The organism is Chelatococcus composti, from assembly GCF_014201415.1.
In the GTDB taxonomy this organism is placed as follows: Bacteria; Pseudomonadota; Alphaproteobacteria; order Rhizobiales; family Beijerinckiaceae; genus Chelatococcus_A; species Chelatococcus_A composti.
Genome location: NZ_JACHEH010000004.1, coordinates 451,536 through 465,531 on the forward strand (window position 1 = coordinate 451,536; position 13,996 = coordinate 465,531).

At 67.5% G+C, this 13,996-nt stretch carries 14 protein-coding genes; 5 read left to right on the plus strand and 9 right to left on the minus strand.

Annotated elements, in window-relative coordinates; genetic code table 11:
• Positions 1-40: 40 nt before the first annotated feature.
• The 3 genes from HNQ73_RS10960 (at position 41) to HNQ73_RS10970 (ending at position 2,795) form a co-directional block, all read left to right on the plus strand.
• Positions 41-1,159, plus strand: a complete 1,119-nt coding sequence (locus HNQ73_RS10960; RefSeq protein ID WP_183334874.1) for an ATP phosphoribosyltransferase regulatory subunit — start codon at positions 41-43, stop codon at positions 1,157-1,159.
• Positions 1,156-2,133 (plus strand): ATP phosphoribosyltransferase, encoded by a 978-nt coding sequence (gene hisG, locus HNQ73_RS10965; RefSeq protein ID WP_183334875.1) that lies wholly within the window; start codon positions 1,156-1,158, stop codon positions 2,131-2,133. The genes HNQ73_RS10960 and hisG overlap by 4 nt, the downstream gene beginning before the upstream one ends.
• 200 nt (positions 2,134-2,333) lie before the next feature.
• Positions 2,334-2,795: an META domain-containing protein gene (locus tag HNQ73_RS10970; RefSeq protein ID WP_183334975.1), complete on the plus strand. Its 462-nt coding sequence runs from the start codon at positions 2,334-2,336 to the stop codon at positions 2,793-2,795.
• 182 nt (positions 2,796-2,977) lie between these two features.
• On the opposite strand, the gene HNQ73_RS10975 is transcribed toward HNQ73_RS10970, so the two are convergent.
• The 5 genes from HNQ73_RS10975 to HNQ73_RS10995 form a co-directional block, all read right to left on the minus strand.
• Positions 2,978-5,080, minus strand: coding sequence for an ABC transporter ATP-binding protein/permease (locus HNQ73_RS10975; protein ID WP_183334876.1), 2,103 nt, complete (start codon positions 5,078-5,080; stop codon positions 2,978-2,980).
• A 204-nt stretch (positions 5,081-5,284) separates the two neighbouring features.
• Positions 5,285-6,922 (minus strand): chaperonin GroEL, encoded by a 1,638-nt coding sequence (groL, locus tag HNQ73_RS10980; RefSeq protein WP_183334877.1) that lies wholly within the window; start codon positions 6,920-6,922, stop codon positions 5,285-5,287.
• Between the two features lie 43 nt (positions 6,923-6,965).
• On the minus strand, positions 6,966-7,253 hold the full coding sequence (gene groES, locus HNQ73_RS10985) for a co-chaperone GroES (protein ID WP_183334878.1): 288 nt from the start codon (positions 7,251-7,253) through the stop codon (positions 6,966-6,968).
• 394 nt (positions 7,254-7,647) lie between these two features.
• The gene (locus HNQ73_RS10990) at positions 7,648-7,944 is read right to left on the minus strand and encodes a hypothetical protein (protein ID WP_183334879.1); all 297 of its coding nucleotides are present in this window, start codon (positions 7,942-7,944) and stop codon (positions 7,648-7,650) included.
• 79 nt (positions 7,945-8,023) lie between these two features.
• Complete coding sequence (locus tag HNQ73_RS10995; protein ID WP_183334880.1) at positions 8,024-8,236, minus strand: hypothetical protein; 213 nt, start codon at positions 8,234-8,236, stop codon at positions 8,024-8,026.
• Positions 8,237-8,396: 160 nt separating this feature from the next.
• On the opposite strand from HNQ73_RS10995, the gene HNQ73_RS11000 reads away from it, so the two are divergent.
• Complete coding sequence (locus HNQ73_RS11000; RefSeq protein WP_183334881.1) at positions 8,397-8,588, plus strand: hypothetical protein; 192 nt, start codon at positions 8,397-8,399, stop codon at positions 8,586-8,588.
• A gap of 193 nt (positions 8,589-8,781) precedes the next feature.
• Here HNQ73_RS11000 and HNQ73_RS11005 read toward each other — a convergent pair whose 3' ends face one another.
• Together HNQ73_RS11005 and HNQ73_RS11010 are read right to left on the minus strand one after the other, a co-directional pair.
• Entirely contained in the window at positions 8,782-9,621 is an 840-nt protein-coding gene (locus tag HNQ73_RS11005) for a DMT family transporter (protein WP_183334882.1), read from the minus strand.
• A gap of 25 nt (positions 9,622-9,646) precedes the next feature.
• Complete coding sequence (locus HNQ73_RS11010) at positions 9,647-10,384, minus strand: hypothetical protein (RefSeq protein WP_183334883.1); 738 nt, start codon at positions 10,382-10,384, stop codon at positions 9,647-9,649.
• A 243-nt stretch (positions 10,385-10,627) separates the two neighbouring features.
• Here HNQ73_RS11010 and HNQ73_RS11015 point away from each other — a divergent pair, with 243 nt between their 5' ends.
• Positions 10,628-11,515: a L,D-transpeptidase gene (locus HNQ73_RS11015; protein WP_244650109.1), complete on the plus strand. Its 888-nt coding sequence runs from the start codon at positions 10,628-10,630 to the stop codon at positions 11,513-11,515.
• Positions 11,516-11,531: 16 nt separating this feature from the next.
• Here HNQ73_RS11015 and HNQ73_RS11020 read toward each other — a convergent pair whose 3' ends face one another.
• Both HNQ73_RS11020 and aptA read right to left on the minus strand, forming a co-directional pair.
• Positions 11,532-12,377 (minus strand): patatin-like phospholipase family protein, encoded by an 846-nt coding sequence (locus HNQ73_RS11020; protein WP_183334884.1) that lies wholly within the window; start codon positions 12,375-12,377, stop codon positions 11,532-11,534.
• A gap of 37 nt (positions 12,378-12,414) precedes the next feature.
• Positions 12,415-13,758, minus strand: a complete 1,344-nt coding sequence (aptA, locus tag HNQ73_RS11025; RefSeq protein WP_183334885.1) for an omega-aminotransferase AptA — start codon at positions 13,756-13,758, stop codon at positions 12,415-12,417.
• Positions 13,759-13,996: the final 238 nt, after the last annotated feature.

Consider the following 13,996-nt stretch of genomic DNA (forward strand, 5'->3'; position numbering starts at 1 on the left):
ACGCGCTTGCTAAAGACCCTGCCTGACAGGCAGGAAGGCCATGGCAACGACGACTGACACGCGCGCGCTGGCGCGCAGCGACGAACTGATGGGGCTGTTCACGCGCGAGGGCTACCGGCGCATCGAGCCGCCCGTGCTGCAGCCCGTCGACGTGTTCCTGGAACTTTCGGGCGAGGACCTGCGCCGCCGCCTGTTCCTGACGCAGGACGCCGCCGGCAACGAGCTGTGCCTGCGTCCGGACTACACCATTCCCGTCAGCCGGGCCTATCTCGCCTCGCCGGACGCCGGCAGCCCGGCGAGCCTCTGCTACCACGGCCCCGTCTTCCGCCAGCGGGCGGGCGAGATCGGCGAGATACCGCAGGCGGGCATCGAGAACTTCGGCCGCAGCGACCGTGAGGCGGCCGATGCCGAGGTGCTGGCACTCGCCATGGAGGCCGCCGCCCACTTCGGCCTCGCCGCGCCGGTGGTGCGGCTCGGCGACATGGGCCTGCTCGCGGCCGTGCTCGATGCGCTGAAGCTGGCGCCGGCGACGCGGCGTCGCGTGCTGCGTGCCATCACCCAGGGCAAGCCCGTCGACGCGCCGACGAACACGGCGAACGGCAACGACGATCATGCCGGCCTGCTCGCCGCCATCGCCGGGCAGGATGCCAAGGCGGCGCGGGCCTTCGTCGAGGACGTGCTCGCCATCGCCGGCATCAGCAAGGTCGGCGGACGGACGGCGGGCGAGATCGCCGAGCGATTCCTCGCCCGCGCCGAAGCGAAGGCCGGCGAGCTCTCGGCCGAGGCACACGCGACGCTGCAACGTTTCCTCGCCGTGGAGGGCGATCCCGACAGCGCGGCCGCGGCACTGCGCGCCCTGGCGCGCGAGACAGGTCTCGCCATCGACGCCGCGATCGACACCTTTGAGGCGCGCACCGGCTTCATGGCCGCGCGCGGCATCGACGTCACGCGCCTCTCCTTCTCGGCAAGCTTCGCGCGCAACCTCGACTACTACACCGGCTTCATCTTCGAACTGCACGATCCGGCTCGGCCGGAGGAGAAGCCCATCGTCGGCGGCGGCCGCTATGACAACCTCCTGTCGCAGCTCGGCGCTGCGCAGCCGATTCCGGCCGTCGGCTGCTCCATCTGGATCGAGCGCATCAACGGAGCCGCATCATGAGCGACACCCCGCTCGTCCTCGCCGTGCCGTCCAAGGGCCGTCTGCAGGAGAACGCCGCCCGCTTCTTCGCCCGCGCCGGCCTCGAGGTGGTGCAATCGCGCGGCGCGCGCGACTATCGCGGGCACCTCGCCGGTGTGCCGGGCGTGGAGATCGCCTTCCTCTCCGCTTCCGACATCGTCGCCCAGCTCGCCTCCGGCAGCGTCCATCTGGGCGTTACGGGCGAGGATCTGGTGCGCGAGGAGATCCCCGATGCGGAGGAGGTCGTCGAGCTGCTGTCGCCGCTCGGATTCGGCCATGCCAACGTGGTCGTCGCCGCGCCGCAGGCCTGGATCGACGTGCGCACGATGGCCGACCTTGACGACGTCGCCACCGACATGCGCGTGCGCCACGGCCGCAAGATGCGCGTCGCCACCAAGTACATCAACCTGACGCGCCAGTTCTTCGCTGCCCACGGCATCGCCGACTACCGCATCGTCGAAAGTCTCGGCGCAACGGAGGGGGCGCCCGCGACGGGCGCGGCGGAGATCATCGTCGACATCACGACGACCGGCGCCACGCTGGCCGCCAATGCGCTCAAGGTCCTCGACGACGGCATCATCCTGCGCTCCGAGGCCAACCTCGTCGCCTCTCTCCGTGCGCCGTGGAGCGAGACGGCCCGCGCGGCCGCGCGTACGATCCTCACCCGCATCGCGGCGGAGGAGGAGGCCCGCACGACGCGCGAGCTGACGGCGCGCGTGGGGACACTCACTCCCGAGCTCGAGCGCGAGATCGTCGAGGGGCACGGCGGGCGCCTGCCCTTCGGCGGACCGGACGAGCGCGGGATGCTGACCGTCCACTGCCCGGCCGACCAGGTCTTCGCGCTCGCCGCGCTGCTGGCGGACAACGGCGCCGAGCCCGTTACGGTGCGCGCGCTCGACTATGTCTTCCGCGCCAGCAACCCGTTGAGCGAGCGGCTGTTCGCCCGCCTCGGCTGAGGCGCCTGGCCGCCACACCTTTGCCGTCAAGGCGCATAGATTCGTGCGGTCAAGCCGGCCATTGCGGCCGCACGCAGCGGCGTTTATGGTCGCGCCGTTCCATGGATCGTCGGCTCGATGACGGCTACCCGGGCACGGGCGCCGCATCATACCGGTGAGGGGGAGAGCAAGTGTTGTCTCGTTCGTCCGTTCGTTTCTGCGTGCTCGGCGCAATCGCGCTCGCCATGGCCGCCCCCGCGCTCGCGCAGACGCGGCCCGGCAAGCCTGCCAATGCGGCCCAGGAGGCGCGCGAGAAGGAGCGGCAAACCAACGTGCCGCAACAGACGGAGAAGCAGTTCCCCGTCGGCACGACCTGGGTGGCAGTCAGCCTCAACGACAAACCCTATACCGGCGACCGGCCCGGCTTCTCGCTCGATTCCCAGTATCGCGCCCGCGGCTTCGGCATGTGCAACACCTACTCGGCCACGGCCTATCCGCTGCGCGACCAGGGCTTCGCCGTCGGCCCGCTGGCCATGACGAAGAAGGATTGCGGCAAGCAGGTGATGGCCGCCGAGCGCGCCTTCCTCATTGCCCTGCGCACTGCGCGCAAGTGGGATCTCGTCAACGGCCAGCTCATCTTGACGGGCGGCAGCGGCACCCTGCGCTTCGAGCGCGTGCTCTGAGCGACCGGGGCGCTCGAGCCCCCGGTTCGCCACGACGTTTTTCAGCCAGCACCTGCGGACGTCGCATGCGGCGCGTGTCGAACAGCTCGGCCGACGAGGCGCGAGACGTCCGCGCCGATGCGCCGGCGCGCCCCGCGCAACTGCCCGCCGGCCCGCCTGCCGAGGCAAGCCGTTGAGGCTGTTCAGCCGGCCGGCACCGGCACCCGCTCCGTCTCCACCGGCCGCGACACGCCGTCCTCCATCGGCTGCAGGTCGATGCGCCGTGCGTGGAAGGCCGCAAGCGTCGAGCGATGGCCGATGGAAACGATAGTGGTGTCGGGCAGCATCGTGGCGATGGCCTTGTAGACAAGGCGCTCGCTCTTTTCATCGAGGGCTGAGGAGGCCTCGTCGAGGAGCAGCCAGTCCGGCTTTGCGAGCAGGGCCCGCGCGATGGCGAGACGCTGCTGCTCGCCGCCGGAGAGGCGCTGCCCCCAGTTCTCGTCGTCATCCAGCCGATCTATCAGCGCCGGCAGACCGACAGTGGCGAGGACCGCCTTGATGACGGCATCGTCGTAGGTGCCGGCAACGGCGGGATAGGAGATGGCGTCGCGCAGGTTGCCTTGCGGGATGTAGGGCCGCTGCGGCAGCAGCATCACCGTGCGCCCCTCGGGCACGTCGACCTCGCCCGAGCCATAGGGCCAGATGCCGGCGAGCGCGCGGAACAGCGTCGACTTGCCCGAACCTGACGGCCCATTGACCAGCACCGGCTCGCCGGCCTTCAGGTCGAGGCGGTCGATCTCCAGGATCCGCTGGCCATTCGGCAGGTCGATCTTGAGATTGCGGATGGCGAGCGCATTGTCCGGCGCCTGCTTGCGCTCGATGTGGGGCGGCACCGTGCCGATCGTCTCGGCCCGGCCCATCGCCTCCTCGAAGGTCACGAGACGATCGACCGTCGCCTTGTAGGACGCCAGCGTCGTATAGGCGGAGATGAAGAACGACAGGGACGCGTTGACCTGGTTGAAGGCTTGTGCGCCCTGCTGCAGCTGCCCCAGGGTAATCCGCTCCAGGAAGAAATACGGCCCCATGAACAGATAGGGGAAGGCGACGCTCATCTGCTGCCACGAGAAGCGGAAGCCCTCGATCTTGAGGCGGCGCTTGAGGATGTCGATGACGTTGGTGATGACGTCCGCGAAGCTGCCGCGCAGGTTCGCCTTTTCCGCATCCGCGCCGCGCAGCAGCGCGACCTGCTCGCCGTATTCGCGCAGGCGCGCCAGCGAGAAGCGGAAGTTTGCCTCGAACTTCTCCTGCAGGAAATCGAGCCGGATGAGCGGACGGCCGATGAGGTGCGTCAGAACGGTGCCGACGAGCGAATAGGCCGCGGCGACCCAGACGAGCAGACCCGGAACGACGACGGCGGTGCCGGGAAAGGTGAAGCCCTCGGACAGGCCCCACAGCAACACCGTGAAGGAGACGAGGGTCGCCAGCTGCGCCATCATCTGTGTCGACAGCGTCATCGTGCTCGCGATGAAGGACGCAACGTCAACCGAGATGCGCTGGTCGGGGTTGTCCGCATTCTGCCCCGCGACGCCCATCTTGTAGTGCGTGGAACGGTCGAGCCAGCGTGAGAAATAGTGTTCCGTCAGCCACTGGCGCCAGCGGATGCGGAAGATTGTGTCGACGGTGAAGTCGAGCAGCTGGAAGATGATCCAGAACACCAGAAGCGGGATGAACACCCACCAGATCTGATACCAGAAGGCATCCGCATTCTTGTTCTGGAGCGCATCGAACAGGTCGCGATACCAGAGGTTGAACTTGATGTTGAGGCCGACCTGCACGAAGTTCGTGGCAATGATGATGGCAACCATCGCCACCGCCACCCGCCCCTCGGAGCCGAAGAGTCGGCCGAACCAGCCGAAATTCTCAGCCCCGCTGCGCACCGAATAGAAATAGGGGTCTGCGAGGTTCGTGATCGTCCGCACGACCGGGACGAACGAGACCCCGTAGACGAGCGCCGCGAAGGAGACGGAAGCGGTGGCCATGAAGGCCGGGGGAACGAGCGCTTCCAGCGCCTCCGGCACGAGGCCGAAACTCGCAAGCGTCTTTGCCCCGGCGACCAGGAGGTAGCCGAGGGCGTACATGCCCATGAAGATGCGCAGGAAGATTGATATCTCGCGCGCCAGCCAGAGAAGGCCTGCAAGAATGAAGCCGCTGACCGGCACATAGAGCGGCAGGGCGTTCACCTGCCCCTGCGACAGCGCCAGGAAGGCTGCGGAAGCGACCGCAACAACGATGGCTATGAGCTTCATGAAACCTGCTTGTCCTGCAAGGAGAACCGGCGCTCCGGCCCTCGAAATCAGCCTCGTCTCCTACAGGATTTATGGAGGCGTTGCACCTAACGCTTTCGTAAAGTCAGTTTGGCGAAACCGGCATCGCGGCATCTTCTGATTTGCCGCCTGCAACGAAAAAGGGCCCGGCGTCGCTGGGCCCTTCTTGCTTGGTCTGGTGACTTCTCAGAAGTCCATGCCGCCCATGCCGCCGCCCGGCATGGCCGGAGCAGCCGCTTCCTTCTTGGGCTTGTCGGCGACCATCGCCTCCGTCGTGATGAGGAGCGAGGCGACCGAGGCGGCGTCCTGCAGGGCCGTGCGCACGACCTTGGCCGGGTCGACGATGCCGGCCTCGAGCATGTCCACGAACTCTTCGGTCTGCGCGTTGAAGCCGAAGGTCTGCGACTTGTTCTCGGTGATCTTGCCGACGACGATCGAACCCTCGACGCCCGCGTTCTCGGCGATCTGGCGGATCGGGGCCTCAAGGGCGCGCAGGATGATGTTGATGCCGGCCTGCACGTCGGCGTTGTCGCTCTTGAGCTTGGCGACAGCGGCCTTCGCGCGCAGAAGCGCCGTGCCACCGCCCGGGACGATGCCTTCCTCGACAGCCGCGCGGGTGGCGTTGAGAGCGTCGTCGACGCGGTCCTTCTTCTCCTTCACCTCGACCTCGGTGGCGCCGCCGACGCGGATCACCGCCACGCCGCCCGCGAGCTTGGCGAGGCGCTCCTGCAGCTTCTCACGGTCGTAGTCCGAGGTGGTCTCCTCGATCTGCGCCTTGATCTGCTGGACGCGGGCCTCGATGTCCTTCTTCTTGCCGGCGCCGTCGACGATCGTGGTGTTCTCCTTGTCGATGCGCACCTTCTTGGCGCGGCCGAGCATGGCGAGCGTCACGTTCTCGAGCTTGATGCCGAGGTCTTCGGAGATCGTCTGGCCACCGGTGAGGACGGCGATGTCCTCGAGCATGGCCTTGCGGCGGTCACCGAAGCCCGGCGCCTTCACCGCAGCAACCTTGAGGCCGCCACGCAGCTTGTTGACGACGAGCGTGGCGAGCGCCTCGCCCTCAACGTCCTCGGCCACGATCAGCAGCGGCTTGCCCGTCTGCACGACGGCCTCGAGGACCGGCAGCATGGGCTGCAGCGAGGAGAGCTTCTTCTCGTGGATGAGGATGTAGGGGTCGTCGAGCTCGGCGACCATCTTCTCCGCATTCGTGATGAAGTACGGGGAGAGGTAGCCGCGGTCGAACTGCATGCCCTCGACGACGTCGAGCTCGGTCTCAAGGCTCTTGGCCTCCTCGACCGTGATGACGCCCTCGTTGCCCACCTTCTGCATCGCCTCGGCGATCATCTCGCCGATGGAGCGGTCGCCGTTGGCCGAGATGGTGCCGACCTGGGCCACCTCGTCGGACGACTTCACCTTCTTGGCGCGCTTCTCGATGTCCTTGATGACCTCGGCGACGGCCAAGTCGATGCCGCGCTTGAGGTCCATCGGGTTCATGCCGGCGGCAACCGCCTTGGCGCCTTCCTTCACGATCGCCTGGGCGAGAACCGTCGCCGTCGTCGTGCCGTCACCGGCCAGGTCGTTCGTCTTCGAAGCGACCTCGCGCACCATCTGCGCGCCCATGTTCTCGAACTTGTCCTCAAGCTCGATTTCCTTGGCGACCGTCACGCCGTCCTTCGTGATGCGCGGCGCACCGAACGACTTCTCGATCACCACGTTCCGGCCCTTCGGGCCCAGCGTCACCTTCACCGCATTGGCGAGGATGTCCACGCCGCGCAGCATCTTCTCGCGCGCGTCAGCCGAAAATTTAACGTCCTTGGCAGCCATGTGCTCAACTCCTGCCTGAAACTCACAACGGGGGAGGGACGGCTCAGCCGATCACGCCCATGATGTCGGACTCCTTCATGATGAGGAGGTCCTGACCGTCGATCTTCACCTCGGTGCCCGACCACTTGCCGAAGAGCACGCGATCGCCCTTCTTAACATCGAGAGGCACCAGCTTGCCGTTTTCGTCGCGCGCGCCGGGGCCGACGGCGACGACCTCGCCCTCCTGCGGCTTTTCCTTGGCCGTATCGGGGATGATGATGCCGCCCTTGGTCTTCTCTTCGCTGTCGAGACGGCGGACGACCACGCGGTCGTGCAGCGGACGGAACTTCATGAGACGTGTCCTCTCAAAGAATGCAGCGGAACGCGCTGATCATGCGGGGTCCGTTAGCACTCTGCGAGGAAGAGTGCTAAGGCTCGGGCCGAAATAGGCAGGCATCGGTGGAGAGTCAAGGAGCCGGCGGAGAAATTCGGCGCAGCGGCACGCCAGGGGCCTCGCCAGACCGGACTTCTTCGCGGCGATGGTTAACGGTGGGGCCTGCCGCCCTGCAGCCGCGTCATTCAACGCCGGAGCAGCAGCGCCCGGCGCGAATGCGCGAAGGGCAGAGCCCCGTGGGACCCTGCCCTCCCGTCGCGCACACATCGCATGCGCCGGCGCATTTCGCAAGAAAAGGATTGTCCGGGCGGCCGCGCGGCTCGCAGCGAAGAGGTCGCAAGGAAGCAGTCTGCTATTGATATGCCTGCGACAGAGCGTCCCTCAAGCGGGACAGATCGTTCACCAGCTGGGTCAACCGGGCCATCTCCGGATTCTGCAGCGCCCCGCGCCTCTCCACGCCTGCCAGCAGCTGCGCCAGCTCCCCCAAGCGCTGTGCGAGCTCGCGCGCCTGCGGCCCCTGCTCTTTCGCCGTCATATTCATCAGTTCCCGGAGGCGATGGCTCGCCAGCCGGACGACGGCCGACAGTTCAGCCTCGTGACGCTCATCCCCGGCCGCCGGCGGGAGCGAGGCAGAACCACTGTCGACCATGGGCTTCTCCCTGACTGGACCGGAGGCCGGCCGCGCCACCCCGCCACTCAACGGACTGGCGCGACCGGGAAGCAATCGGTCAGAACGGGCCCACGCCACCGGCCAGACGGAAATTGGCCGTCAGGCCCGTCAGCCTGAGATCGTCGCGGCGCCCGCCATTGCTTCCGCACGACGAGTGACTCTGGCTGTTGCCGCAGCACTGCGACCGGCCCGCGGCCTGCAGTAGCTGCTGCAGCAGCTCCATGAGCTGCGACAGCTGTTGCAGCTGCCGCGCCTGCTGCAGGGCGCTCATGAAGTCGCTGCGGCCGATACTGCCAGCACCGCAGCCCGAACCGATGGATTGAACTCTACAAGACATTGTAAAACCTCATCGAATAATCGTCGAGAAGGCACGAGCCGAGGATCAAACGTCCGTCGTTGCACGCTCGCGCCAGCGCCGCTTCAGCTGCGCCATGTCACTTCTGGACAGTCTGGAGCTGCTGCGCCTGCAGCAGGAGCTGGGCAAGCAGTTCCTGGAAATCTTCTGCGGTCCGCTGCTGTTTCTGGACGTCCTGCACGCCGGGAACGCATGCGGTAGAAGCCGCTTTATTCTGGCAACCTTGGCAAGCCATTACACACCTCTCAAATATCCGTATTTCTGGTGATATATCTTACATAAGTGAGCAGGATGAACCACTTTAACGGAGATATATTTTCATCTGCTCACGCTTCATGATGAATTGACCAGATTATCTATTCAACTGCTATAAATCAACGACCGGTAAACTCATAATTTCTGCTTGCACGGGGGCGGACCGGGAGGGATTGCGCGCTGCAGTTCCTGGCTGCCACAGCCCCTCATCGGCGTGCTGTCACCATCGCGCCGACGACGATCAGCGCGCTGCCGGCGAGCATCTGCAGGGAGGGCACTTCTCGGAAGCCGAGATAACCGAGCGCCATCGCCCAGACGAGCGCCGTGTATTCGAGCGGCGCGAGGCGGGCCGCCTCCACGCGGGCGAAGGCCGTGGCGAGGATGAGGTGGCCGAAGGTGCCGAGGCAGCCGATGGCGAGGAAGAGCCACAGGTCCGGTACTGCGGGGGTCGTCCACACGGCGCTGGCGGGCACGGCGAGCAAGAGCGCCGGCCCGATGTTCTGGAAGAAGATGATGGTCTCAACGCCGTCGCGTGTCGTCCGTGCGCGCAGCATGACCATCGACAGCGCATAGGTCACGGCGGAGACGAGGGCGGCGGCGATGCCGCTCCACGAGCGCTCGCCGCCCGAGGTGCCGGAGCCAAGGACGATGACCGCCATGCCGGCAAGACCGGCGAGCAGCGCCACAATGATGCGTCCGTCGATACGCTCGCCGAGCAGGACGACACCGAACAACGCGATGAAGATGGGGGCGAGGAAGGCCAGCGCCTGCGCCTCCGCAAGCGGCAGGCGGCCGAGGGCGTAGAAGAAGGAACTCGCCGTGACAACGACGAGCAGCGCACGCCAGCTGTTGGCGACGACCGTCTCGCGCGAGGGCCAGCCCGGCCTGCGCACGGCGAGCACCGCGCCAGCGAAAAGCGTGCCGAAAGCAAAGCGCAGGAAGGTGATTTCGAATGTGGGGTAGCGCGCGGCAACCACCTTGATGAGCGCATCCATGCTCGACAGGAGCGCAATACCCAGGACTGCGCGGCCGAAGGCGCTCCCCATCGCCGTCTCCGTGCGCCCGCGGCGGCTACGCGAAGTAGGAATCGATCTCGTCCTGCTGCAGGTGTCCGGGTGCGCCGGCAACGGCCGGGCCGTTCATGAGCTGCGAGTCGTTCGCCGCCCGGCGTGAGGTCATCAGGTCGGGCGTCACCTGCACGATCGACGCCATCTCGTCGAGGTGCGCCGCCAGCTCCTCGAGCTGCCGCCGCATCTTGGCGACGCGCTGCTGCGTCAAATCCTGGTAGTTGCAGGCCTCGTAGAGCTTGATGAGCTGGCCCATGATGGTCTCGGCCGAGCGGACGTTCTCCGGATGGCCGCTCTGCTTCAGCCGGCGCGCCTCGCCGGCGATGACCTCGGCCGCGCCCAGAATATCGCCGGCGGCGTGGGCTGTCTCGTCTCCCACCGCGCCCAGTTCCTGCAGCATCATGCGGGCGACGCAGCTGTCGCCCCAACCGTGACGGAGAGCGGCGAGCTCCTGCCGCAACGACGCGAGCTTGCCCTGCAGGTTCGCAACCTCCTGGGCGAGGCGCGCCACCTCGGCCGCCTCCCTCCGGTAGTCGTCCATCAGCTCGAGCGCCTGCCGCTGGATGGGCCGGAACATCTCCAGCATCTCGCGGATGTCGTCGAGCGCCGCCATGATCTGGGCCCGGCTCGTGTCCACGCGCGGCACGCGGCGGTCCGCCAAAATGCGTTCTCGCCGGTCGATGCGCATGACGTCGAGGACGGTCACATTGCGATAGCGCGCACGTGCAGGAAGCGTCGACATGATCTGCTCGTCTGGGATGCGGCGGAGGCGCCGCCTTTGCTCAGAGAGCGATTGGTAGCCAAACCGAGCTAAACGATCGTTAAGGACGCCTCGGTACCGGCTGCTAACCATCGCAACGGAAATCGCCGCCTCTCGGCGGTCCGGGCGGCCGGAAATGCTGCGCTGTTCACCATTTGGCGAGCCCGCTTCGCAAGTCTCCTGCCCGATTGGCAATCTCAGCCAGCATCGATCGCAGGTGTCGCCATGTTGCCCAGGTTCCGGTTGTCCCCCCTCGCCGCCATGCTCGCATGCGGCCTCGCCTTGCCGGCAGGGTCCGCTGGAGCGCAGACCGTCATCTATGGCACCAGCACCCGTGCGCCCCTGCCGACAGTGCGGGTGATCCAGGCGCCTCGCCCGCAGGAGATGGCGGCGGCCACTCGGCAGCAGGTGCGCCAGACCAATCTCGGCGGCGGATTCATCGAGCTGCTGGTGACGGGCCGCACGCCGACGGCCGCATCCCGGAGCCTGCAGCCGGCGCGCGCCACCGCCCCGTCCTCGGCCGGCGCCGCGAGGCTTTACGCGGTCCCGCCGGTCGATCCGCTCGATGCGGCGCTCGGCAACGCCCCGTCGCCCGAACGCCGGCCGTCGCGGAACGTGCGCCACGCCGCCCTGCCGGACGCGACGGAGCTGCAGCCCGCCCGCGCGCCCGAGCCCCGCTATGCGCGGCAGGTGGTGGACTACAAGGGGCCGCACAAGCCGGGCACCGTCGTCGTCGATACGGCCAACCGCTTCCTCTACCTGGTGCAGCCCGGCGGCAGGGCCATCCGCTACGGCATCGGCGTCGGGCGACAGGGCTTCTCCTGGCGGGGCACGCAGCACATCAGCATGAAGCGCGAGTGGCCCGACTGGCGCCCGCCGGCGCAGATGCTGAAGCGACGGCCCGACCTGCCGCGCTACATGCCCGGCGGGCCGAACAACCCGCTCGGCGCGCGCGCCCTCTATCTCGGCAACACGCTCTACCGCATCCACGGTACCAACGAGCCGCACACGATCGGGCGCGCCGTCTCGTCGGGCTGCATCCGCATGCTGAACAAGGACGTGATCGACCTCTACAACCGCGTCCGCATCGGCACGAAGGTGGTGGTGACCTGACGGGCAGCCTGATCTCTCAGGCAAGCGTCTCGAACGCGGCAGCGATATCGCGCTTGAGCCCGTCCTTTGAAAGGTCGGCGGCAGCGAGGATTGCCCTTGCCTTGAAGAAGTCGAGCCCGCGGAAGGTGCCGACCGCGGGCCGCACCATGATGTGCGGCGGGCCGGAGGCGAGTTTGCCCGCGACGATGGCCGCCTGCATGATGTGCGAGGCGCCGAACATCGTCTCGACGGGATCGGGCACGCCGTCCGTCTCGCGAGCGGCGCCGCCCACGACATCGACGGCGATGACGAGGTCAGCCCGCGGCAGCAGATGGTCGAAGGGCAGCGGATTGGTCGCGCCGCCGTCGATAAGGACGCGCCCCCCGAGGACGACGGGCCGCACCAGCCCCGGGATGGCCATGGAACCGGCAACCGCCGAGACGAGCGCCCCCGAGCCGATGACGACTTCCGACCGCGCGTAGTAATCCGTCGCCACCACGAGGAGCGGCACGGCGAGGTCCTCGAAACGCTCCGGCACACTCTGCGGCCAGAACAGGTCGAGGAACTTCTCGCCGTCGATCAGCACCGGATTGACATGGCCGCGCGCGAAGATCTGCGACAGGCGGCCGACGCGGGCGTGCAGCAGGCGGGTGAACACCGCCGTGCGATCACGCAGCATGTCCGTCACCTGCCGCCGCATGTCGCGCCCGCTGAGACCGGCGGCATAGGCGGCGCCGACGATCGCCCCCATCGACGTGCCGGCGACGACTGCCGGGCGCAGGCCGAGCTCGTCGAGAACCTCGATGACGGCGATATGGGCGAGACCGCGCGCCCCGCCCCCGCCGAGCGCGAGGCCGATCGAAGGACTGGACGCCGCCGTCATCGTCGCATCCCGACATTCTGACGGCGGCGCGAAAGCATCAGGCGACCGCCCGGATGACCTTGCCGAGCCTGTCGGCGATGGCGCCGATGTCGGACTCGGTCAGGATGAGCGGCGGCGAGACGGCGATGGTGTCGCCGGTCACGCGGATCATGAGGTCGAACTCGTGGAAGGCGCGATCCATCGCCTCGAAGGCGCGCTTGCCCGGCGCATCCTTGGCGGGCGCCAGGTCGATGGCGCCGACGATGCCGAGGGTGCGGATGTCGAGCACGCCCGGCAGGTCCTTGAGCCCGAGCATCGCGTCCGCCCAGGCGCCTTCGAGCGCGCGGGCACGCTCGAAAAGCCCCTCGTCGCGGTAGACGTCGAGCGTGGCCAGACCGGCGGCGCAGGCGAGCGGATGGGCCGAGTAGGTATAGCCGTGGAACAGCTCGATGACGTGCTCCGGCCCCTGCATGAAGGCGTCGTAGATGCCCTTGCGCACGAGCACGCCGCCCATGGGCACGGTGCCGGAGGTGACGCCCTTGGCGAAGGTGATCATGTCCGGCACGACGCCGTAGCGCTCGGCCGCGAAGGCGAAGCCGAGGCGGCCGAAGCCGGTGATGACCTCGTCGAAGATGAGCAGGATATTGTGCTTGTCGCAGATCTCGCGCAGGCGCTGCAGGTAGCCCTTCGGCGGCGGCAGAACGCCGGTGGAGCCGGCCATGGGCTCGACGATGACGGCCGCGATGGTCGAGGCGTCATGCAGGGCGATGATGCGCTCGAGCTCGTCGGCAAGATGCGCGCCCCACTCCGGCTCGCCGCGCGAGAAAGCCTGCTTCTCGCGGTTGTAGGTGTGCGGCAGGTGGTCAACGCCCGTCAGCAGCGAGCCGAAGAACTTGCGGTTCGGCACGATGCCGCCGACGGAAATGCCGCCGAAGCCGACGCCGTGGTAGCCGCGCTCGCGGCCGATCAGGCGCGTCTTCGAGCCCTTGCCCGTGATGTTCCAGTAGGCGAGCGCGATCTTGAGGGCACTGTCGACCGCCTCCGAACCCGAGTTGGCGAAGAAGACATGGTCGAGGTCCCCCGGCGCGAGCGCGGCGATGCGTGCCGCGAGCGCGAAGGCCTTCGGCTGTCCGAACTGGAAGGCGGGGGCATAGTCGAGCTCGCCGGCCTGCGCCTGGATGGCGGAGACGATCGGGTCGCGGTTGTGGCCGGCGTTGCAGCACCACAGCCCGGCCGCACCGTCGAGCACCTTGCGGCCGTCAGCCGTCAGGTAGTGCATGTCCTTGGCGCCAGTCACCATGCGCGGCTTCTTCTTGAAGGCGCGGTTGGCGGTGAAGGGCATCCAGAACGCTTCGAGGTCGTTCGGCGCAAGGGCGTGGTCGTGGGCGGCAGAGGCAGACATCGTGACTCCCGTTCGGTTCCGGCCTCGGGAAGACGGACATCCCGGGCCTGTATGCCGGACAGGCTATCAAGAGCCGCGCCCGAGAGGAACATTCGAACGGGAGCCCTCCCATGCAACATACGCTGGCCGCGCAGCCCGGCTGCGCTTGACACAGCTGGCGCACGGCATTAGCGGCGGAACCTCCGCCCCGCTCCCCGAGAGTGGTCTGCCGCCCCGAGCGTCCCAGGAGTCCTCCCGA

What these genes read in the sequence shown, in the direction of transcription:
- HNQ73_RS11010 (WP_183334883.1), bottom strand. Translation starts at nt 10,384, where the DNA reads ATGTCGACGCTTCCTGCACGTGCGCGCTATCGCAATGTGACCGTCCTC.
- HNQ73_RS10990 (WP_183334879.1), bottom strand. Translation starts at nt 7,944, where the DNA reads ATGGTCGACAGTGGTTCTGCCTCGCTCCCGCCGGCGGCCGGGGATGAG.
- aptA (WP_183334885.1), bottom strand. Translation starts at nt 13,758, where the DNA reads ATGTCTGCCTCTGCCGCCCACGACCACGCCCTTGCGCCGAACGACCTC.
- HNQ73_RS11020 (WP_183334884.1), bottom strand. Translation starts at nt 12,377, where the DNA reads ATGACGGCGGCGTCCAGTCCTTCGATCGGCCTCGCGCTCGGCGGGGGC.
- HNQ73_RS10960 (WP_183334874.1), top strand. Translation starts at nt 41, where the DNA reads ATGGCAACGACGACTGACACGCGCGCGCTGGCGCGCAGCGACGAACTG.
- groES (WP_183334878.1), bottom strand. Translation starts at nt 7,253, where the DNA reads ATGAAGTTCCGTCCGCTGCACGACCGCGTGGTCGTCCGCCGTCTCGAC.
- HNQ73_RS10995 (WP_183334880.1), bottom strand. Translation starts at nt 8,236, where the DNA reads ATGAGCGCCCTGCAGCAGGCGCGGCAGCTGCAACAGCTGTCGCAGCTC.
- HNQ73_RS11015 (WP_244650109.1), top strand. Translation starts at nt 10,628, where the DNA reads ATGTTGCCCAGGTTCCGGTTGTCCCCCCTCGCCGCCATGCTCGCATGC.
- hisG (WP_183334875.1), top strand. Translation starts at nt 1,156, where the DNA reads ATGAGCGACACCCCGCTCGTCCTCGCCGTGCCGTCCAAGGGCCGTCTG.
- groL (WP_183334877.1), bottom strand. Translation starts at nt 6,922, where the DNA reads ATGGCTGCCAAGGACGTTAAATTTTCGGCTGACGCGCGCGAGAAGATG.
- HNQ73_RS11000 (WP_183334881.1), top strand. Translation starts at nt 8,397, where the DNA reads ATGTCACTTCTGGACAGTCTGGAGCTGCTGCGCCTGCAGCAGGAGCTG.
- HNQ73_RS11005 (WP_183334882.1), bottom strand. Translation starts at nt 9,621, where the DNA reads ATGGGGAGCGCCTTCGGCCGCGCAGTCCTGGGTATTGCGCTCCTGTCG.
- HNQ73_RS10975 (WP_183334876.1), bottom strand. Translation starts at nt 5,080, where the DNA reads ATGAAGCTCATAGCCATCGTTGTTGCGGTCGCTTCCGCAGCCTTCCTG.